The sequence below is a fragment of the Citricoccus alkalitolerans genome, from assembly GCF_039528175.1.
GTDB lineage: Bacteria > Actinomycetota > Actinomycetes > Actinomycetales > Micrococcaceae > Citricoccus > Citricoccus alkalitolerans.
Window position 1 is genome coordinate 1,081,901 of sequence record NZ_BAAALH010000002.1, and the last position, 19,351, is coordinate 1,101,251.

The following is a 19,351-nucleotide window of genomic DNA, read 5'->3' on the forward strand; positions in this document are numbered from 1 at the left end:
CGGCCGGCACGCCTTCCGATGTCAGGCCAGCGTACCGGCGCGCCGTCCGAAGACGACGCCCGCGGCCAGGCCGGAGCCGCCGGGGTAGTTGCCGGCGAACAGCCCGCCGAGCATCTCACCGCACACGTACAGCCCGGAGATGTGCTCGCCCTCGGCGTCCAGGACCCGGCCGTGGGTGTCCGACTTCAGGCCGCCGAAGGTGAACGTGATGCCACAGGTGACCGCGTAGGCGTAGAAGGGCCCCTCGGTCAGCGGGGTGGCCCAGTTGGACTTGACCGGGGTGGTCTCGGCGCGGCGGCCGTCCTTGACGGTGGGGTCCCAGGGGACGGTGGTGTCGATGGACCCGTTGTAGTCCTGGACAGTGCCGGTGAGGGCCTCCGGGGCGATCCCGATCTTCTCGGCCAGCTCCTCGAGGGTGCCTGCCTCGGCCACGGTGATGCCGGGCATCTCATACTCCTCGCTCCGCAGCATGGCCCGCAGGGGGGCGTCGAAGATCTGGTAGGCGACCGAGCCCGGCTGCTTGAGGATCTCGCGGCCGAACTTGGCATAGGTGTAGTTGCGGAAGTCCTCACCCTCGTCCACGAACCGCTGGCCCTCGGTGTTGACGATGATCCCCAGCGGGTAGGACTGACGGGTCAACCGGTTGGTGAGCTCGCGGTTGGACTCGTTGTTCGGCGTGAACGCATCCCACTGCGTGGAGTGGCAGGTGGACCAGTGCCCGGCCTTCTGGGCACCGATCTCCAGGCCGGCGGCGATCATGTCCCCGTTGTTGAAGGGGGTGCCGCGGACCTTGGCGTTCTCCCATCCCTCTCCGAGGTGCTCGCGGCGCCATTCGGCATTGGACTCGAAGCCGCCGGCGCCCAGGATCACGGACTCGGCGTGCAGCTCCTGCAGAGACCCGTCCTCCTGGCGGACGGTGACGCCCTTGACCTGGCCCTCCTCGACGACCAGCCCGGTCACGTCCTGGCCGTAGCGGACCTCGGTGCCCAGCTGCTCGGCCACGCGGACGTGGTCATGCATCAGGCCCTCGCCGCCGCCGACGTTGCCGACATGCAGCCCGCCCCAGAACAGGTAGCTGCCGTCCTCGCGCTGGTAGGCCTGGCGCTCGTACATCAGGCGGTACTTCAGTCCCAGTGACTGCAGCCACCGCAGGTTCGGGGCGGCTTCCTGCACCAGGCCCTCGGTCAGCTCCGGGTCATTGCGGCCGTCGGTGACGCGGACGAGGTCGGCGGTGTAGTCCGCGGCGGAGTAGGCCGGAACCTCCGTGACGGCGTGGCGCTCGTCCGGCTCGATGAAGTCCTGCAGGTCCTCGAGACCGGCATGGGCGATGCGCGTGGCCCCTGCGGTGTAGTAGCTGTTGCCGCCGAAGGCATCGCGGGGGGCCTTCTCCAGCAGGAGCACCTTCCGGCCCCGCTCGGCTGCTGCGTGGGCGGCGGTGAACGCGGCGTTGCCGCCGCCGACGACGATGACATCGGCGTCCAGGCTGGTGCCGGTCTGGGCGTCACCGATGCGGGTGTCCGGGGTGGGGGAGGTGGTCATGGGGAGTCCCTTTCAGTCGGCTCGCCGGTCCACCCGACGACTGTGCACGAATGTATACAAATGTGGACAACGCTGCAAGCGCTGACGGGACAGGGACGCGGGGTGGCCCGCCGCCGATGCCTCGCGCCTGTTATCGGGGCACGGTGCTCCCTGCCGGATGCTCTGTGGCGGACTTCTGGGACTCAGCCGATCCAGGCGTACCGGTGTTCCGGGCGACCAGTGGCGCCGTAGCGCGGACGCAGCTCGGCTTTGCCGCGGTCGGTCAGCAGTTCGAGATAGCGGCGCGCGCTGACCCTGGAGATCCCGCAGGCCGCCGCCACCTCACGCGCCGAGAGGTCGACGCCGGCCCCGGCCCCTCGCAGCGCGGCTGCCACCAGATTCAGGGTGGGGGCCGAGTAGCCCTTGGGCAGGCGGTCCGGGGGTCCGCCCACTGGTGTGGCCGCGCCTGATCGTGCCTCCGCTCCCGACCGGGCCGTTGTGCTGGACTGCCCGGGTTGCTCCACGTTGCCCGGGGCTCTGCCGGATGCGCCCCGGACCAACCGGTCGATCTCGGTCTGGTCCAGTTCCGGGGCCGTGCCGGAGCCCTGGAGGGATCCGCCGTGGGCGGCCAGGAGGGCGGCGAACTCCCGGAGGCGCTCGTTGAACTCCTCACGGCTGAAGGGCTTGACCAGGTAGCCGTCCACGCCGTGGCCCACCGCGCGGCGGACGGTGTCCCGCTCGCTGGCGGCGGTCACCATGATCACCGCGACGTCATGACCAGCCGTTCGCAGGTCCTCCAGTACCTGGACGCCGCCCCGGTCCGGCAGGTGCACGTCCAGCAGCACGAGATCCACCTCGTGCTGAGTCAGGTAATCCGCCACCGGCAGGCCGCGTTCCAAGACCCCGACCACCTCGAAGCCATCGAGGGCCTCCACGAAACGCCGGTGCATTCCCGCGACCGCGAAGTCGTCATCCACTACGAGTGTCCTGATCAACGGATGCCCCCTCTGTCCCCAGTGTCTGGTGTCCCGGTATGTTCTCTGCCCGCTCCAGCACGAGAATCGTCATCGGTGCCCGTGTCGGTGCCCGTGTCGGTGCCAGCGTCCGGGACGGCGTCGGAGTCTGCGGCCGCCGGCCAGGCGGCCTGGAACCGGGCCCCGCCCCAGGGCGACGGGGCGATCTCCACCCGGCCGTGCCGGCGTCGGGCGATGCGGTCCACCAGGGCGAGGCCGATGCCGCGCCCTCCGACGGGCCGCGCTGACGCCGGGCCGGTGTCCTTGGTGGAGGTTCCCCAGCGGAAGAGCGCCTGCGCCGCGTCCGGGTCCAGCCCGGGGCCAGAATCGTCCACCTGGACCGCGAATCCGGTGGTGCCGGCGGTCACCTCCAGCATCACCCGGCCGCCGTCCCCGGCCGCCTCGATGGCATTCGTCAGCAGGTTGGCCACCACCGTGAGGGCGTCGTCGTCCGCACGCCAGTCCGTCTCGACGGAACTATCGGCGGTCAGCTCCAGCACGACGCCGGCCTCCCGGGCGAGCGCGGACTTCGCGCCGACCAGCGCGGACAGGGACGCATCGGAGAGATCGTGCTGAAAGGGACCGCCGGCCAGGCCCGTCAGGCTCCGAATGTACTCCTGCGCCTCCTCGGTCTCATCGAGGGACAGCAGGCCGGAGATCACATGGAGCCGGTTGGAGAACTCGTGGGTCTGTGACCGCAGGGTCTCCGTCAGGCTGCGCTGGCCTTCCAGCTCCCGCAGGCTGGCTTCCAGCTCGGTGCGGTCCTGCACGGTCAGGGTCCGTCCGATCTGCCGCCCCTGCGCCCGTGCCGGCCGCACCCGAGCCAACAGGATGCGCTCGCCGGCCAGGGCGAAGGTCGTCAGGTCCCAGTCGGCCTCGTCCGGCATCGGACGCCGGGGCCCGGCATCGGCTGCCGTGCCCGGAGGCGAAGCAGGTGTGGGTGCCGGTAGGGGGGAGGGGGCCAGAAGTGCGGCCAGGTCCGCATCCAGCACCTCTGCGGCCGGACGGCCCTCGATGTCCGTGCCCACGCCGAGCAGTCGGGTGGCCTCATCGTTGACGAGGGTGATGGTGCCGTCCTCGTCCACGCCGATGACGCCGTCTCCGACGCTGTGCAGCAGGGCCTGCCGGGACTGGTGCAGGCCGGCCATCTCCTCCGGGCCGGCCCCGTAGATCCTGGTGCGCACATAGCGGGAGGCCCAAGCGGCCCCGGCGGTGCCCAGGCCGGCGGCGAGCAGGACCCAGGGGGCGAAGCTGAGGACGACCTCGAGCAGGTCGGCGCGGATCTCGCTCTGCAACAGGCCCACCGAGACGGTGCCCACCACCTCGTCGCCGTCCCAGATCGGGACCTTGGACCGCAGTGACTCCCCCAGGGGGCCCTCCTCGGTGCCGCGGAAGGTCTCGCCAGCACGGATCGGGGCATGGTCTGAGGAGACCGGCTGGCCGATCTGCGCGGGATCGGGATGGGCCACCCGGATGCCATCCCGGTCTGCGATGACCACGAACTCGACCCCGGCGGCCCGTTCGGCCAGGTGGGCGATGGGCTGGATTCTCTCCACCGCATCCGCTGCGTTCACCGTGGCGATCACCTCGGGGACGCTGGCCATCTCGGTGGCCACGGTGTGGACCTCCTCGAAGGCGAGGTCCCGGGTGCGCAGTTCCTCGAAGCGCAGCACGATGGCGGCCACGGCCAGCACTGTCAGCAGCACGATGGCCAGCTGCAGGGTGAGCAACTGCAGGCGGAACCGGCGGCGGGGCCGGTGCCCGTGCAGGCGGGGCGGGGGGTGAAGCACCGTGGCTGACTCCTGGGGGATCAAGGGGACGGGGGGACGGGGGGACGTGACGCGGTGTTGTCAGAAGTTTCTTAACCACCCCTTATGACCACAACCATCATTCTGCTGTGCCATGGATCACGTTTCTGTCAACGTGGAGGATCGGCCACGGCTTAAGTGGTCCGAATCACTGACGTAGAGAGTACGGAAGACCATGAGTTCACGCACCTTCACCAAGGCCGCCCTCGGGGTGGCAGCCGCCGGCGTCGTCGGCCTTGCCTTGGTCAATGCCGCCGCTGGCGGAGGCGAGGCCACCGCCCGATCCAAGCTGGTGCTGATGGCACCCGCGGCGCCCGGCGGTGGCTGGGACGGCTTCGCCCGCGAATCCCAGCAGGCCATCAAATCCGATGGGATCTCCAACAATGTCCAGGTGGTCAACGTCCCCGGAGCAGGTGGCACCATCGGCCTGGGACAGTTCGCCCAGATGGAGGGCCGCTCGGACATGATGATGGTCACCGGCGGCGTGATGGTCGGCGCCGTCGAGCTGGCGGACTCCGGAGTCTCCATGGACGACGTCGAGCCGCTGGTTCGGCTGGCGGACGACTATGCCGCCCTCGTGGTGCCGGCGGACTCGCCGTACGAGACCGTGGACGAATTCATCGAAGCGTGGAAGCAGGACCCGGGTGGCACGTCCATCTCCGGCGGCTCGCTCGGCTCGATCGATCACCTGCTGACCGGCCTCGTGGCGGAGAAGGCGGGGATCGACCCGTCCAAGACCAACTACATCGCCTACTCGGGCGGCGGCGAGGCGCTGACCTCCATGCTCTCCGGCACCACCGTGGCCGGCATGTCCGGATACAACGAGGTGGCGGATCAGATCGAGGCCGGCAACCTGCGGGCCCTGGCCATCTCCTCGAAGGAGCGGCTGCCCGGCGTGGACGTGCCCACCTTCCTGGAGCAGGGCGTGGATGCCGAGATGGCCAACTGGCGCGGCCTGGCCGCGGCCCCCGGAGTCTCCGAGGAGGACCGGGGCGAGTTGCTGGAGATCGTGGCGGAATACCGCCAGACGGAGCACTGGCAGGACGCCCTCGAGCGCAACAGCTGGACGGACAGCTACATGACGGGCGACGAGTTCGAGGCCTTCCTCGACGAGGAGATCGACCGCACCCGTGACATCGTGGAAGGACTCGGACTGTGAGCCAGCAGCAGACACTACCCCCGGCCGGAACTGCCGGTTCGCCCGGCGGACCGCAGGGCCCGACGTCGGCCACACCCCAGGGCGGGACCGCGCGTCGGGGATTCTGGGCCGGCCGCAGCGAACTGATCATGCCCCTGCTGGTGGGCGGCATCGCCACCTGGCTCGCCATCGAGACCGCGACCATGAACGTCATGGGCGACTCCGTGCCGGGGCCCCAGTTCTTCCCGACAATCGTCTGCATCGTGCTCTACGCCGTCGCGGTCGTCCACGCCATCCAGCTGCTGCGCAACCCGCGGCTGCCGGACCTCACCGACGATGCGGTGAATGCGGACACCTCCTCGGACCTGCTCGGCGACCTGGCCCACGCCTCCGAACGGGGCCGTGAGCGGATCGCCGGCCGTACCCCGGGTGCCACACTGCCCCAGGGCTGGAAGACGTACACCGACTGGAAGACCGTGGGGCTGATCGTCGGCGGGATCGCCGTGTTCATCCTCGTGCTGCCCGTCCTGGGCTGGGTGCTGTCCGCGGCCGGCCTGTTCTGGGTGGTCTGCAAGGCACTGGGCAGCAAGCGACCGCTGTTCGACCTCATCATCTCGCTGGTGTTCTCCTCAGTCATCCAGCTGGCCTTCAACGCCGGCCTCGGACTGAACCTGCCCGGCGGTTTCCTGGAAGGACTGATCTGAGATGGACCAGTTGAACCTCCTGTTCGAGGGTTTCGGCGCCGCCCTCACCCCGATCAACCTGCTGTGGGTACTGATCGGCGCCCTGTTGGGCACCGCCGTCGGTGTGCTGCCTGGCCTGGGCTCATCGATGGCCGTTGCCCTGCTGCTGCCCATCACCTTCACGCTGGACCCGACCGCAGCGTTCATCATGTTCGCCGGCGTCTACTTCGGTGGCCTCTTCGGTGACTCCACCGCCGGGATCCTGCTGAACACCCCCGGCAACTCCGCGGCCATTGCCGGTTCGTTCGAAGGGCACCGGATGGCCAAGGACGGCCGGGCCGCCAAGGCGCTGGCGACGGCCGCCGTCGGCGCCTTCGTGGGTGGCCTGATCGCCACTACCCTGGTGGTGTTCTTCGCACCCCTCCTCGTCAAGATGGCCACCGCCTTCGGTCCGGCCGAGTACTTCGCTCTGGCGGTGTTCGCCTTCCTGGCGATCTCCTCTGTGGTCTCCGAGTCCGTGGTGAAGGGCCTGGGTGCCCTCGGCATCGGCCTGGTCCTGGCCATGGTGGGTGTGGACGGCCCCTCCGGCACGGTCCGGTACACCCTCGGGATGCCGCAGCTGTTCGACGGCATCTCGATCGTGGTGATCACCGTGGGTCTGTTGGCCCTCGGCGAGGTGCTGCACATCGCCGGCCGCATCCACCGGGATCCCGCCATGGAGCGGATCGGCACCAACGGCCGGGCCCGGCTGGAACGCTCGGACGTCCGCAAGGCCCTCCCGGCCTGGCTCCGTGGAACCGCCTTCGGCGTGCCCTTCGGGATCATCCCCGCCGGCGGGGCCGAGGTCCCCACGTTCCTGGCCTACGGCACCGAGAAGCGCCTGGCCAAGCGCCGAGGAGACCAGGAGTTCGGCTCGACCGGCTCCATCCGCGGTGTGGCCGCTCCCGAGGCCGCGGGCAACGCGACCGCCGGTACCGCCATGGGCGCCCTGCTCGCGCTCGGCCTGCCCACCTCCGCCACCGCGGCGATCATGCTGGCCGCCTTCCAGCAGTACGGCATGCAGCCCGGCCCCCTGCTCTTCGAGCGCAGCGGTGAACTGGTCTGGACCCTGCTGGCCTCACTGTTCATCGGCCTGGTGGTCCTGGTCATTCTGAACATGCAGTTCGCGGTGATGTGGGCCAAGCTGCTGTTGATCCCGCGCCACTACCTCTACGCCGGCATCACGGTGCTGTCCATGCTGGGCGTGTACGCCATCAGTTCCTCGACCCTGGACCTCTGGGTGCTCCTGGTGATCGGCCTGCTGGGCTTCGTGATGCGGCGCTACCAGTTCCCGCTGGCCCCTGTGCTGATCGCCGTGGTCCTCGGACCGCTGGCGGAGACCGAGCTGCGCCGCGCGCTGACCGTCTCCGAAGGGGACGTGTCCGTCCTGGTCTCCAGCCCCGTCACCGTGATCCTGTACTCCGTGCTGGTCCTGGCCCTCGCGGTCAGCGCCGTGCAGCACGTGCGTCACCGCCGCCAGAAGGCGGCCGCCGCGCTGGGCGGCACCGGTGAGGGGCCCGAGGGCGGCTCCGGCGGGCCTGGCGGCTCCGGCGGGGAGCCGGTGGCCCCCTCAGGACCGACCGGTTCGACGGTTGCGACCGGCGGCTCCGGACCGTCCGGCACCGCCGAGGAGACCGAGAAGATGGCGACCCGGCTCTAGCACTCGTTCCCTGCGGATCACTTCCGCGCACGTCGTGCGCCACTGCGTCCCTCCGGTTCCGACCGGTGGGGCGCGGTGGTGTCTCCGCGGTGGTCTGGGCGCAACGGGTGATAGGTTCCCGCGCAGGGCCGGACATCACCCGAGGACCTTCGGAGTCCGGAGGGCGCGCGGCAGCGCGAGGGAACACCAGCACGAGTAGACACCAGGAGGAGCGGTGGACACATCACTGCCGAGTCAGGATCGTCTCTTCGCCGTGGAGCGTCGCCTTGGCACTTTCCTGCAAGACCAGCCCTTCTCCGTGTCCTGGCGCATCGTCCCGCTCGTCGGGGTCGTCCCGGCCGGTGGCGCAGCGGCCCAACGTTCCGGCGCGGGTGCCCTGCCGGTCGCCGGCGCAGTGCGCGCCATCGGTGACGGCGCGGACACGGTGGTGCCCTCCTTCTCCACGCGTAAGGTGAGCATCCTCTGCGCCGTACTCGCGCTCGCCCGTGCCGGCCGGCTGGATCTCGAGCAGCGGCACACGATCACCGAGGCGCACCGCGACGGCGTGCAGGCCGGCATCATGCGCATTCTCAGCGCCGGGCTCGATCTGACGCTGGTGGACTGCCTAACGCAGATGATGTGCACCTCGGACAACATCTGCACCCAGCTGGTCTTCGAAGCCATCGGAGCGGCCGTGGCCGGCGAGGCGGCGGATGATGCGGCACCAGAGCGCGAGTCGCTGCAGTACGTCAACGACTACTGCGCCTGGGCCGGGATGCGCTCCACCCTCCACCGTGAGGTCTTCCCGCGCACCGGTGACCTCGCCTGGCATCACTCGATCGACGGGCTCACTGTCACCACCGCCGCTGACCAGGCCCACCTGCTGGCGTTGATCGGATCCGGTGCCGGTGGAGGTCCAGCGGCCGTCAGGGCCGCCGCCCGGCTCCAGCTCCATCCCGAAGACTGCCGCCGGATCATCGGCCTCATGCGGGGCATCTACACGCCTCGCCTCGGTGCCGCGACCACGCGCATCAGTTTCGCGGAGAAGAACGGCCGCGGCCTGCGCTCACTGTCCCAGGTGGGGCTGGCGCTGGACGCGCGCGGGATGCCACTGGCCGCCGTCGCGGTCTATGCCGAAACCATCCCCACCGCCCTGCCGGACGGGGTGCCGGGCCGCAACGCCGTCTTCACCGCCTTCGCCGAGATCGGCCGCGCGATCGAGGACTGGGCCGTGCCCGTGGTCACAGCGTGAGCCGGCTGCCCGCCGTGCGTGCTGTACGCCTCGCTGACATCCCGGCGGCGTACCCTCAGCTATGCTTCGCCGCCCGGTTCTCGGACGGCAGCGAGTACTCGCACGACGCCGGCACCCGCCATCCGCTAGCCGGCACCGGCACGCTGGTGTTCGCCGCGGCGGTGGCCCGGTGGGCCGAGTCCGATCCGGGGCTGCTGGGGGAGCGGCTCACCCTGACCGCCGACCATCGCAGGGCATCCCGGACGGGCACCCTGCGGAGGATGGACAGTGAGCTGCGGCTGACGGTGGATGACGCGTTGTCCCTCATCGTGGGGACGGGCGATGGTGCGTGCCTCCAGGCGGTGCTCGAGTTCCTGGCGGGCCGGGGTGTCGACTTGCTGGAGGTGGCCGGCACGCTGATCGGAGACTGGAACCTGGCAGACACCGAGATCACAGGATTCGAGCCGGAGGCGGGTGTGACGACTCCGGCCGACCTGTGCACCGCCCTGTCCCGGTTGCCCGAACGGGTACTGGGCTGGATGGGCGAGGTCTTCGAACCGGCTGGCCTGGCCAGTGCGCTGCCGGGCTTCGGACCACGGACGGTCCCGCACCACACCGTGGCCGGGTGGGAATCGGCCGGCAACCTGAGCGGTGAGGCAACCGGAGACCGGCCACGGTCGGGATTCGCCTCGGTCCTCGTCCTGCCCGGTGCTGACGGGCGGCTCCCCGGCGGCGAGGCTGAGGATGCGGACGGGTGCGCGGACGCTGGGGCTGGCGCCGCCGTCGTCGCGGCCTATCGTCCGGCGCTCCACCGGGACGGCGCGGCCGTCACGCCTCTGGAGGCGTCCACCGCCTTGGGCACGCTCGGGCTGTCCGTCTGGCGAGGCTGGACCGGGCTGGAGCAGCCGCTGCCCGCACCGCAGGCCACACTCCCATCCACCTGAAGGGGGGCTGGCAAGGCCCTGTGCATCCGCCGTCTCACCGGCAGGCCGTTTGACGCGACCACACTGGCGAGGAAGCCTTGAAGGAATGACCAGAGCCAACGAGGTGAAGACGCCCGAGGAACGCGCCGCCGAGGCCTTGGCTGCCCGGAGTGGCCACGAGGAGCCCTGCGGTGTCGAGTGGCAACGGGCGGGAGGGCCCTTCCGCCCTGCGGCCAGTGGCTCCACGCCGCCTGCCTCCGCCACGCCGTCCGCTTCGTCCTCCCGGTCGTCCGCACCCACTCGCTCCAGTGCGAGAACCGAGGACTCGGATGCCAATGTGGTCCCCGTCCCGCAGCTGATCCGGGACACCGTGCTGCTACTGGCGCGGGTGGTCCTCGGTGTGGTGCTGGTGGCCCATGGGCTGCAGAAGGCGCTCCAGGGCGTGTCTGCCACCGCCCAGGGCCTCGGCGGCATGGGTATCCCGCTGCCGGAGGCCGCGGCCGTGATCACGATGGCCGTGGAGATCGGTGGCGGCATGCTGCTCATCCTGGGGTTGCTGACACCGATCGCCGGAGTGCTGGCCGGGCTCGTGCTGGCCGGGGCAGTGGTGTTCGCCCACGTGAGCAATGGCCTCTTCGCCGCGGATGGCGGCTGGGAACTGGCCGCCGGGTTGGGTGTCGGTGCCCTGGTACTGGCCGTCGTTGGTCCAGGCCGGTTCAGCCTGGACCGGCTGCTGCTCCGCCGTCTGCGGGGCCCGGAAAGCCCGGCAGCGCCGTGAGCGCATAGTTTCCGCCACCGGTATCGAGCAAGAGCAACTGGGCCGTGACCGGGACATCTGAGGACACGGCCAGCCCATACGGCTGGCCCAGCGGCACGGCCTCCGGGTCGATGAGGTCGTTGATGCGAACGTGTTTGACCCGCTGCGCCGGAACCGCGACCTCGTACGGGCCGACGGGATCCCGGTCCTCGTGGAACACCGTGAGCCGGACGCAGGCATCGCGGCTGGTCGCGTTGAGCAGGCACAGCACATTGCGGCTGGTGCACTCGGGTTCATGGCCTGTGCTGGTTGCGGGGACCAGCCCGGCCGGGAAGGTCCATGCGGTGTGGGCGGCCCTCTGCGATGCCTCGGGGTGAATCGAGGCACCCTCCCGAGTATTCGTCAGGGGGCCGGCTATGGGATCCGTCTGGCTGTCCATCAGCGTTCCTTCCAGATCTCGGCGGCGGACGCCGACGGCGAGCTGGGCGTCCCTATGAGCAGTGCGCGGAGGTGGTCGTTCAGGAATACCCCGTCCGGATCGAGTTCACGGCGCCATCGGCCGAACTCCTCCCACTCCGGGTAGAGCGGAGCCAACCGCTCTGCGGTGGCCGAGTGCTTCTTGCCCCAATGAGGCCGCCCCTCGAAGCCACGCAACAGGGGTTCCATGTCGGAGAAGTAGTCCCGGTACGGCAGGGTGGCGTTGTGCAGAAGGGCGATCGTCATGGTCGGCCGGCCATTGGCCGTGCTGAGCATCCCGCGATCCGGGGCGATGGTCCGGACCAGCACCCGCCAGCCCACGCGGTCCCGGTGCCGTTCCCGCACCCGCTGCCGCACCTGCCGGAAGGCCTCGAGCCCGGTGTCCAGCGGGATCATGTACTCCATCTCCTCGAACGGTATCTCACGCCGGTTCGGGATGATCTCGTAGGACGGCCCGGTCTCGTCCCGCTTCAGCCGCCCCGGTGGGAGCAGGTCCGGCTCCTGGCCGGGTTCGTTGAGCATGCGCACCTGGGCCAGGTCGCTGCGGGGATACCAGTAGAAGTCCATATTGCGGTTGCTCGCCACCAGTTCCGCATAGTGCTCCAGCACCCAGTCGATATGCGTCATCCAGTTCGTCCGGCGCAGCTCATAGGCTGGGCGGACCTGCAGGGTCAGGGACGTGAGGAACCCCAGCGATCCCAGGGACACCTGGACGGCCCGCAGGAGACTGTCGTCGCTGTCGCTGTCGTCTGACTCGGTGCCGAAGCGAACCACCTCCCCGGTGCCGCTGACGAGGCGGCCCCCGACGAGCATCGAGGAGAGGTTGCCCAGGTCCCGGCCCGTCCCGTGGGTGCCCGTGGCGATGGCCCCGGCGATCGCCTGGTAGTCCACATCCCCGAAGTTCTCCAGTCCCAGCCCGGCCTCGGCGAGCGCGGAGCCCAGGTCCGCGAGCCCGGTCCCGGGCAACACTGTCGCCAGCCCACGGTGCGGGTCCGTGGACACCACCCCGCTGAGACGATCCAGGCTTACGAGCGCACCGTCTGTGGCCACCAAGGCGGAAGAGGAGTGGCCGGAGCCCAGTGGCCGCAGTGCCTGGCCGCCACTCCGGGCCTGGCGGACCAGCCGGGCGACGTCGACCTCGTCGGCCGGGTAGTGCCAGGCTTCGGGCACACAGGAGACGCTTCCTGACCAGTTGGTGAAATTTCGCGTGGTATCCATCAGCCTCATCATGGCATCCAGGGTCACTGCGGGTGTAGAGGTGGGTGGGCCTTCAGTCCTCGATCACCAGGGGGAAGACGCTGAGGTAGAGGCGGACCCGGCGGGTCTCCTCACCGTCCGCGGCCTGCTCGGAGAGTGCGTCCGGGGCCGGTTCCGCATGGTCCAGCGCCTGCTCGTGGCGTTCGATCACGGACATGAGCTCCTCGCTCAGGGCCCGAGTCTGCCGGGCAGTCATGGTGCGGGTGCTGGAGGAGTCGATGGAGGCCCTGACCCATTCGGGATCGGCGTGGTTCTCCACGCTCAGCCACCGACCGAGGGCTTGCGCCCGCTGATTGAGGGTCGTCTGGAACAGGGCCTGGATGGCAGGACGGTTGGACTCGTCCTGCGATAGCTCGTAGGTCGGCACCGCGAACCCCACGGGCTTCCACCAGCGCTCCCGGCCGGAGCCCCGCCCGGTGTCCTCCTCCACGAAGCCGTGCTTCTCCAGCTGACGCAGGTGGTAACTGGTCTGCCCGGTGCTCTCGTTCAGGTGCTGGGCCATGGAGGTGGCCGTCGCCGTGCCGCGGTCCGTGAGGTAGGAGTACATCGCCATCCGCAGCGGGTGGGCGAATGCCTTCATGGCGCGTGCGTCGAGCGCCCGGGACGCGACCCCCGGCATGGCGTCCTTGCCGACGACGGGATCAGGGGAATCGGGCACGGAGGTCTTGTCATCGGCCATGTGCAGAGCTACCTTTGCATAGACATCTTTGCAGAGAAATCTCTGCATATACTTCTTGGCAACAGTCTACGGAGATGATGAGCATGCTGCGCCGCACCCCGAACGTCCTGCTCCCTCGGGCCGGCCGGTCCGAGTTGAAGCCCACACCGGACGCCGCCGAGACGGCCCCAGCCCCGTCGTGGTGGGACCTGCGCTCCGCGGATCTGACGGTCCAGCGGGTGCTGCGTGCCGGCGTCGTCGGTGGGGGACCGGGATTGCGATGACGTGGACTGTGACGACCGGTGCGCCGGGGCAGCTGGCACAGTGATCCTCAATCGCAGATCCTCAACCGCGGATCCGCTGGCGCGTGCGGTCGATGAGATCGTCGGCCTGGCCGATCAGGCGGTCGGCCTCGAGGATGTCCGCGCTGACCTGGGTGCGGGCGTCCTCGTCCTGGAGCGGCGCCAGGTCCGTCTCCAGGGTCGCCGCCGCGGCCACCAACGTCCCACGCACACAACCGAGCCCGGCCCCGACATCGCTGAGCACGTTCGCGTTGCAGTCCGCAAGGATATCCTCCGCGATCCGCAGGGCGGCACCGGAGGCCTCCACCAGGTCCCGCGGTGGCACGGCGGCTGCCCGGATCGCCTCCTGGATGCGCCGCGAGCGTTCCTGCCGGTCTCCATCCGTGTCCTTCGGCAGACCGAAGGCCTCGGAGACCCGGGCGAACGCCTGCTCGTCGTCATCAGACAGGGCGAGCGCGCGCGAGGCCAGCGTGGCTGCCCGCTCCGCCAGTTCCTCGTGGTCACTGAACCGGGCCGCCATGGCCAGCAGGCCGACTCCCTGGGCCAGCAGGAGGGCGCCGGTGGCCCCGCCTCCCGGCGTGGGCTCGCCGGAGGCCAGGCGGTTCACGTATCCCTCAATGCTCTCGTCTCGGATCATGGTCCGAGGCTAATCGGGCCCTGCGGTCCTGTCAGCATCCCTGGCTCCGGGTGGTTCTCAGGGTGGGATTCAGGGTTCTCCCTGACGGCATCCTGTCCGGGGGCCGCCGTAGACTCTCGGACGTGGACACTGCAGATTCCTCCGGCATGACCCCAGGGACCAGATCGAACCGCGTTTGGCCGCGGTTCCTGGTCATCGTGCTGTGCCTGGCCGGCCTGGTCATCACGCTGCAATTCGTTCAGGGTCTCCAGACCATCATCGGCCCCGTGTTCCTCGGACTGAACCTGGTGATCATCGCCTATCCGCTGCAGGCATGGCTCATCAAGCGGGGCGTGCACCGCTTCATCGGCGCCTCGGTCACCGTGCTGATGGTCGTCGTCGTGCTGCTGGTGTTCATGGCGCTGATCCTGTGGTCGGCCTCCGAACTCGTGATGGCCCTGCCCGAGTACGGGCAGCAGTTCAACGAGATCTACAACAGCATGATCACCTGGATCGGCAGCTTCGGCGTCACCCCGGACATGATGATCGAGCAGCTCGCCGGCCTCAACATGTCCACGGTGGTGTCGACGGCCACCGGGATCGTCACCGCGCTGCTCTCCAACGTCACCGCCATCCTGGGGCTGCTGGCCACCGTGATCATGGCCGTCTTCTTCCTGGCCATGGACTCCGTGGCCGTAGACCGCCGCATGGCCCTGCTCAACACCGCCAAGTACGAGCTCGGCGCCGCTCTCACCGCCTTCGCCTACGGGGTGCGCCGGTACTGGGTCGTCACCACGCTCTTCGGCTTGATCGTGGCCGGGCTGGACGTCGTGGCGCTGGCGATCATCGGGGTGCCCATGATCTGGGTCTGGGGTGTGCTGAGCTTCCTGACGAACTACATCCCCAACATTGGCTTCATCATCGGCATGATCCCACCGGCCCTGCTCGGGCTGGTCGAGGGCGGTTGGGGCGCGTTCTTCGCCGTGGTAGCCGCCTACTCGGTGCTGAACTTCGTCATTCAATCGATCATCCAGCCCAAGTTCACCGGCGATGCCGTGGGCGTGATCCCCACCGTCTCCTTCCTGTCCCTGCTGTTCTGGGCCTGGATCCTCGGGCCACTCGGCGCCATCCTGGCCCTGCCCGCCACGCTGCTGCTGAAGGCCATCATGATCGACGCGGATCCCCAGTCGCGATGGATCAACTCCTTCATCGCCTCTGACCTGAGAGGCATGGAGTCCCGGCACCGCAAGGCCCGGATCGCGACGGCGGCGACCGCGAGTGACGGGGGCGCACCCGGAACCGTCGGCGGCCTGGACGACGGGGCCAGTGGCGGAGACGGTGCCGGTGGCGACGGGACGGTTCCGGGCAAGCCGGGAGACCCAGGCGAGGGGGCCACCGTCGCCCTCGACTCCGACGGCCGGACCCGTGCGAGAGGCGACGCCGGAACAGCTGCTGGAACACCCGTGCGGACTGTGGAGGAGGGCTGAGGGTGTCCGTGGGGCGTGAAACGATGGAGGGATGAGCAGTTCCCCCTCCTACCCCTATGTCGCCGACCAGGACATCGCCCGGTTGGTGGGCGCCCAGGCGGCCGAGCGCGGCAAGAAATACGCGCGCCAGGGAGTGGTCTCGGGGCTGCTGTGGGAGCCGACGGACGGCGGCTCCGGCCCGGACCGTGCCGGAGAATCGGCACCGAACTCCCCGCGCACGTTGTTCGGGCAGGTGCAGGGCAACGACCCGCTGCCGTACGACACGTTCGCGATCCTCGTGCCGGGCCGCGCCTCTTCGGAGTCCCTCCCGCGCCAATGGACTCCTCTGCGGGGCGGGTGCAGCTGCCCGGTCCGCAACGACTGCAAGCATGCCGCGGCCCTGCTCTATGCAGCCACGACGCTGGCGATCCGGGATCACCTGCGGCCGCCGGCTCCCGGGGCACCCCTGGCCGGAATGTTCGATCCGAACGCGGCGCCGCCAGCCCAGGGATGGGGCGAGGTGGATCGCTTCACGGATGGCGACGGCGTCGGGAATAGTGCGGCAGCGCGCCGTGGCGGTGGAACCCAGACCGGCTCGGTGGCAGGTGATTGGCGGACCGTGCTCGGCGAGCTGACCGGGCAGGAGGCAGTCACCCACGCGGAGGAGCCGGTGGGGATCGGGGTGGAACTGCTGGCTGAGCCGCGCAACGAGATGCGCCGGCGCTGGGGCGCCAACGAGGCGTCGGTGGCGGACATCCAGGAAGGGGTCCCGCTGCACGTCCAATTGCGGCCGATGCGCCGGGGCACCCGGGACAACTGGATCAAGGGCGGACTGACCTGGAAGAAGTTCCAGTACGGCGGCCTGCGCCACCAGCTCCGCGGGGACCACGTGGACTTGCTCGGACAGCTCTACCGCCTCTACCTCGCCGAACGGCCGCACGCCTATGGAAACGATGAGACGCTGCGGCTGGACTCCCTGTCCGGGCCGGCGGCCTGGCAACTCCTGACGCGCGCGCGGGACCTGGGCGTGGAGTTCGTGGGCCAGGGCATCCTCAGTGAGGTGGCCTTCACCGGGCCGGCCACCGTGAGGCTGGACGTCAGGGGACCGGACGAGGGCCTGGAGGTGGCCCCGATCGTGGAATCCGCAGGACAGATCATCCCCGGGGCCCGGGCCGCGGGCACCGGGGGATTCGTGGCCACCGAGATCCTCGACGACGCCCCGCGCCATCTCGCGCCGGTGCGCCTGACGCTCGCGCAGGCGTCGGCAGCCATCCCCCGCCCCGTGCTGGAGCTGTTGCAGCAGCCGGAACCGTTGCGGATCCCGCCGGAGGAGTCGGAGGAGTTCTTCTACGACGTCTACCCGCGGCTGTCCCGCATCATGGACGTGGACAGCGCAGACGGGACCGTGGAGTTCCCCGAGGTCCCGGCACCCGAGCTGTGGCTCGAGGTGGACCACCGGAAGAACCATGAGACCGCGCTGGAGTGGTACTGGCTGTACTGGGGCCCGCGCCGTGAGTTGCCCGTGGAACACCGGCGTCCACACACCCGCGGCGGCTGGTCCCCGACCGGATACTCCGGCCGTGCCCGTGGGGTGGACGTGGACCGGGATGTGGAACATGAGGACGCCGTGCTGGAAGCAGTCCGCGCGGCCGCCGAGGAAGCCACGGACGGCGTGGCCGTGCTGCCCGGAACCATCCGGAACACGCACCTGCACGGAGCTGACACCGCCCGGTTCGTCGAATATGTGCTGCCGACGCTCTCGAAGATGGACCACGTCAAGGTCATCGAACACGGCGAGCGTCCCGACTACCGCGAACTGACGGACGACCCCCAGGTGCGCGTCACCCAGGTCGAGGCGGCGAATCCACGGGACAACGACTGGTTCGACCTCGGCTTCGAGATCACCGTCGGCGGCCAGCTCATCCCGTTCACCGCGGTCTTCAAGGCGCTGGCCCAGGGCAAGAAGACCCTGATGCTGAATGACGGCAGCTACTTCTCGCTCGACCACCCCGGGCTGAACCGCCTGCGCGAGCTCATCTCCGAGGCCGAGTCCATGGGCGAGTGGAAGTCTGACGCTCCGCGGATCAACAAGTATGACGTGGCGCTCTGGGAGGAGTTCGAGGACCTCGCGGACGAGTCCGAGGAGGCGGTCGCCTGGCGGGAGTCCGTGGGCGCCCTCAAAGACCTCGCGGAGATCCCGACGCCGGCCGTCCCCCCGGGCCTGCAGGCCACCTTGCGTCCGTACCAGTTGGAGGGGTTCGCGTGGCTGTCCTTCCTCTACGACCATCACCTCGGCGGGATCCTGGCTGACGACATGGGACTGGGCAAGACGATCCAGACCCTGGCGCTGATGGTCCGTGCGCGGCAGCTCGCGGCTGGTGCCCCTCCCTTCCTGGTGGTGGCCCCGTCATCCGTGCTGTCCGTGTGGAAGGACGAGGCCGCACGGTTCGCGCCGGAGTTGACCCTGCGCGTGCTCGAGACCACCACCGCCAAGCGGGGGACGAGCGTGGCCGACGAAGCGGCCGGAGCCGACGTCGTGATCACCAGCTACACCCTGTTGCGTCTGGACTCAGAGGAGTACACCGGGCTCGACTGGGACGGGCTGGTGCTGGACGAGGCCCAGTTCGTGAAGAATCGGGCGGCGAAGGCGCACCAGGCGGCCAAGGCCATCCGGGCGCCCTTCCGCCTGGCGATCACGGGCACGCCCATGGAGAACTCCCTGTCTGATCTGTGGGCGTTGCTCTCGCTGACGGCCTCGGGACTGTTCCCCTCGCCGACGGTGTTCCGCTCCGAGTACACCAAGCCGATCGAGCAGCCGGACTCCTCCGCGGACGGGCGGCGGTTCGCCGCGAAGCGCATGGCGCGGCTGCGGCGGCGGATCCGGCCGTTCATGCTCCGGCGCACCAAGGACCTCGTGGCCTCGGACCTGCCGCCGAAGCAGGAGCAGGTCAGCCACGTGGAGCTCGTGCCGAAGCACCGCCGGCTCTACGACCAGGTGCTCCAGCGCGAACGGCGGAAGGTCCTGGGGCTGCTGGAGAACATGGAGGAGAACCGCTTCATCATCTTCAAGTCGCTGACCCTGCTGCGCATGCTGGCGCTGGATCCGGCGATCGTGGACGAGAAGTATGCTTCCGTTCCGTCCTCCAAGATGGAGGCACTCATGGGCCAGCTCGAGGAGATCGTCTCCGAAGGCCACCGAGTGATCATCTTCAGTCAGTTCACCTCCTTCCTGACGCGCGTGGGGGACGCCCTGGCGGATCGTGGGGTGGCCTTCGCGTACCTGGACGGATCCACGCGGAACCGCTCGAAGGTGATCGAGGGGTTCAAGGCGGGGACGGCTCCTGCCTTCCTCATCAGCCTCAAAGCCGGCGGCTTCGGCCTGACGCTGACCGAGGCCGACTACGTGTTCCTGCTGGACCCGTGGTGGAACCCTGCCACCGAGGCCCAGGCCGTGGACCGCGCCCACCGCATCGGCCAGGACCGGACCGTGATGGTCTACCGCATGGTGGCCGAAGGAACAATCGAGGAGAAGGTGCTGGCGTTGCAACAGAAGAAGGCGGCGCTGTTCTCCTCGCTGACCGACGGGGATGCTGCCTTCTCCTCCACCATCACCGCCGACGATGTCCGCGAGCTGTTCACCCCCGAAGACGACTGACACGCGGGGGCCCTGAGCCGGCGCCTGCTGTCACTGCCGTCGCTCGCGGTGTTACCTGCGTCGATTCCCGCCGATCGTGAGAATTTCCCATGATGATGACGGGGATTAATCGCTATCGTCGGGAATTTTCGGCGTTTCGGACGCGGTGTGGTTCGTTTCGACCAGTGGGTG

16 protein-coding genes are annotated in these 19,351 nt (G+C 69.4%); 9 read left to right on the forward strand and 7 right to left on the reverse strand.

The annotated features are described in order from the left end of the window. Nucleotides 1-21: 21 nt before the first annotated feature. The 3 genes from tcuA to ABD134_RS10830 all read right to left on the reverse strand — a co-directional run bounded on the left by tcuA (nucleotide 22) and on the right by ABD134_RS10830 (nucleotide 4,321). Nucleotides 22-1,539 carry an FAD-dependent tricarballylate dehydrogenase TcuA gene (tcuA, locus tag ABD134_RS10820; protein WP_344229347.1) on the reverse strand — a complete coding sequence of 506 codons (1,518 nt, stop codon included), beginning with the start codon at nucleotides 1,537-1,539 and terminating at the stop codon, nucleotides 22-24. 182 nt (nucleotides 1,540-1,721) lie between these two features. Next, a complete protein-coding gene (locus ABD134_RS10825) occupies nucleotides 1,722-2,495 on the reverse strand; it encodes a response regulator transcription factor (protein ID WP_344229349.1) in 774 nt (257 codons plus the stop codon). Between the two features lie 14 nt (nucleotides 2,496-2,509). After that, nucleotides 2,510-4,321, reverse strand: a complete 1,812-nt coding sequence (locus ABD134_RS10830; protein ID WP_344229351.1) for a sensor histidine kinase — start codon at nucleotides 4,319-4,321, stop codon at nucleotides 2,510-2,512. A 193-nt stretch (nucleotides 4,322-4,514) separates the two neighbouring features. Here ABD134_RS10830 and ABD134_RS10835 point away from each other — a divergent pair, with 193 nt between their 5' ends. From ABD134_RS10835 to ABD134_RS10860, 6 genes are all read left to right on the forward strand, one after another. Then, entirely contained in the window at nucleotides 4,515-5,498 is a 984-nt protein-coding gene (locus tag ABD134_RS10835; protein ID WP_344229353.1) for a Bug family tripartite tricarboxylate transporter substrate binding protein, read from the forward strand. Beyond that, nucleotides 5,495-6,181 (forward strand): tripartite tricarboxylate transporter TctB family protein, encoded by a 687-nt coding sequence (locus tag ABD134_RS10840; RefSeq protein ID WP_344229355.1) that lies wholly within the window; start codon nucleotides 5,495-5,497, stop codon nucleotides 6,179-6,181. The genes ABD134_RS10835 and ABD134_RS10840 overlap by 4 nt, the downstream gene beginning before the upstream one ends. A gap of 1 nt (nucleotide 6,182) precedes the next feature. Continuing rightward, a complete protein-coding gene (locus ABD134_RS10845; protein WP_344229357.1) occupies nucleotides 6,183-7,859 on the forward strand; it encodes a tripartite tricarboxylate transporter permease in 1,677 nt (558 codons plus the stop codon). 214 nt (nucleotides 7,860-8,073) lie between these two features. Beyond that, nucleotides 8,074-9,090, forward strand: a complete 1,017-nt coding sequence (locus ABD134_RS10850) for a serine hydrolase (protein WP_344229359.1) — start codon at nucleotides 8,074-8,076, stop codon at nucleotides 9,088-9,090. Next, nucleotides 9,087-10,013, forward strand: a complete 927-nt coding sequence (locus ABD134_RS10855; RefSeq protein ID WP_344229361.1) for a serine hydrolase — start codon at nucleotides 9,087-9,089, stop codon at nucleotides 10,011-10,013. Before ABD134_RS10850 ends, ABD134_RS10855 begins: the two co-directional genes overlap by 4 nt. A gap of 85 nt (nucleotides 10,014-10,098) precedes the next feature. Continuing rightward, on the forward strand, nucleotides 10,099-10,770 hold the full coding sequence (locus ABD134_RS10860; RefSeq protein ID WP_344229363.1) for a DoxX family protein: 672 nt from the start codon (nucleotides 10,099-10,101) through the stop codon (nucleotides 10,768-10,770). Here ABD134_RS10860 and ABD134_RS10865 read toward each other — a convergent pair. The 3 genes from ABD134_RS10865 to ABD134_RS10875 all read right to left on the reverse strand — a co-directional run bounded on the left by ABD134_RS10865 (nucleotide 10,709) and on the right by ABD134_RS10875 (nucleotide 13,162). Further along, nucleotides 10,709-11,188 (reverse strand): sensory rhodopsin transducer, encoded by a 480-nt coding sequence (locus ABD134_RS10865; RefSeq protein WP_344229365.1) that lies wholly within the window; start codon nucleotides 11,186-11,188, stop codon nucleotides 10,709-10,711. The genes ABD134_RS10860 and ABD134_RS10865 overlap by 62 nt on opposite strands. Further along, nucleotides 11,188-12,396 carry a D-arabinono-1,4-lactone oxidase gene (locus ABD134_RS10870; RefSeq protein ID WP_344229367.1) on the reverse strand — a complete coding sequence of 403 codons (1,209 nt, stop codon included), beginning with the start codon at nucleotides 12,394-12,396 and terminating at the stop codon, nucleotides 11,188-11,190. The genes ABD134_RS10865 and ABD134_RS10870 overlap by 1 nt, the downstream gene beginning before the upstream one ends. Before the next feature lie 100 nt (nucleotides 12,397-12,496). Then, on the reverse strand, nucleotides 12,497-13,162 hold the full coding sequence (locus ABD134_RS10875; RefSeq protein WP_344229369.1) for a winged helix-turn-helix domain-containing protein: 666 nt from the start codon (nucleotides 13,160-13,162) through the stop codon (nucleotides 12,497-12,499). A gap of 74 nt (nucleotides 13,163-13,236) precedes the next feature. On the opposite strand from ABD134_RS10875, the gene ABD134_RS10880 reads away from it, so the two are divergent. Then, nucleotides 13,237-13,425 carry a hypothetical protein gene (locus ABD134_RS10880; protein ID WP_344229371.1) on the forward strand — a complete coding sequence of 63 codons (189 nt, stop codon included), beginning with the start codon at nucleotides 13,237-13,239 and terminating at the stop codon, nucleotides 13,423-13,425. 61 nt (nucleotides 13,426-13,486) lie between these two features. Here the strand turns inward: ABD134_RS10880 and ABD134_RS10885 are convergent, their stop codons facing one another. Beyond that, complete coding sequence (locus ABD134_RS10885; RefSeq protein WP_344229373.1) at nucleotides 13,487-14,080, reverse strand: cyclodeaminase/cyclohydrolase family protein; 594 nt, start codon at nucleotides 14,078-14,080, stop codon at nucleotides 13,487-13,489. 122 nt (nucleotides 14,081-14,202) lie between these two features. Here ABD134_RS10885 and ABD134_RS10890 point away from each other — a divergent pair, with 122 nt between their 5' ends. Next, nucleotides 14,203-15,546, forward strand: coding sequence for an AI-2E family transporter (locus ABD134_RS10890; protein WP_344229375.1), 1,344 nt, complete (start codon nucleotides 14,203-14,205; stop codon nucleotides 15,544-15,546). Between the two features lie 31 nt (nucleotides 15,547-15,577). Further along, nucleotides 15,578-19,180: an SNF2-related protein gene (locus tag ABD134_RS10895; RefSeq protein WP_344229377.1), complete on the forward strand. Its 3,603-nt coding sequence runs from the start codon at nucleotides 15,578-15,580 to the stop codon at nucleotides 19,178-19,180. Nucleotides 19,181-19,351 lie beyond the last annotated feature (171 nt).

Coding starts and splice junctions, on each gene's coding strand:
- ABD134_RS10860 (WP_344229363.1), top strand. CDS start 10,099: ATGACCAGAGCCAACGAGGTGAAGACGCCCGAGGAACGCGCCGCCGAG.
- ABD134_RS10835 (WP_344229353.1), top strand. CDS start 4,515: ATGAGTTCACGCACCTTCACCAAGGCCGCCCTCGGGGTGGCAGCCGCC.
- ABD134_RS10885 (WP_344229373.1), bottom strand. CDS start 14,080: ATGATCCGAGACGAGAGCATTGAGGGATACGTGAACCGCCTGGCCTCC.
- ABD134_RS10845 (WP_344229357.1), top strand. CDS start 6,183: ATGGACCAGTTGAACCTCCTGTTCGAGGGTTTCGGCGCCGCCCTCACC.
- tcuA (WP_344229347.1), bottom strand. CDS start 1,539: ATGACCACCTCCCCCACCCCGGACACCCGCATCGGTGACGCCCAGACC.
- ABD134_RS10865 (WP_344229365.1), bottom strand. CDS start 11,188: ATGGACAGCCAGACGGATCCCATAGCCGGCCCCCTGACGAATACTCGG.
- ABD134_RS10875 (WP_344229369.1), bottom strand. CDS start 13,162: ATGGCCGATGACAAGACCTCCGTGCCCGATTCCCCTGATCCCGTCGTC.
- ABD134_RS10880 (WP_344229371.1), top strand. CDS start 13,237: ATGATGAGCATGCTGCGCCGCACCCCGAACGTCCTGCTCCCTCGGGCC.
- ABD134_RS10895 (WP_344229377.1), top strand. CDS start 15,578: ATGAGCAGTTCCCCCTCCTACCCCTATGTCGCCGACCAGGACATCGCC.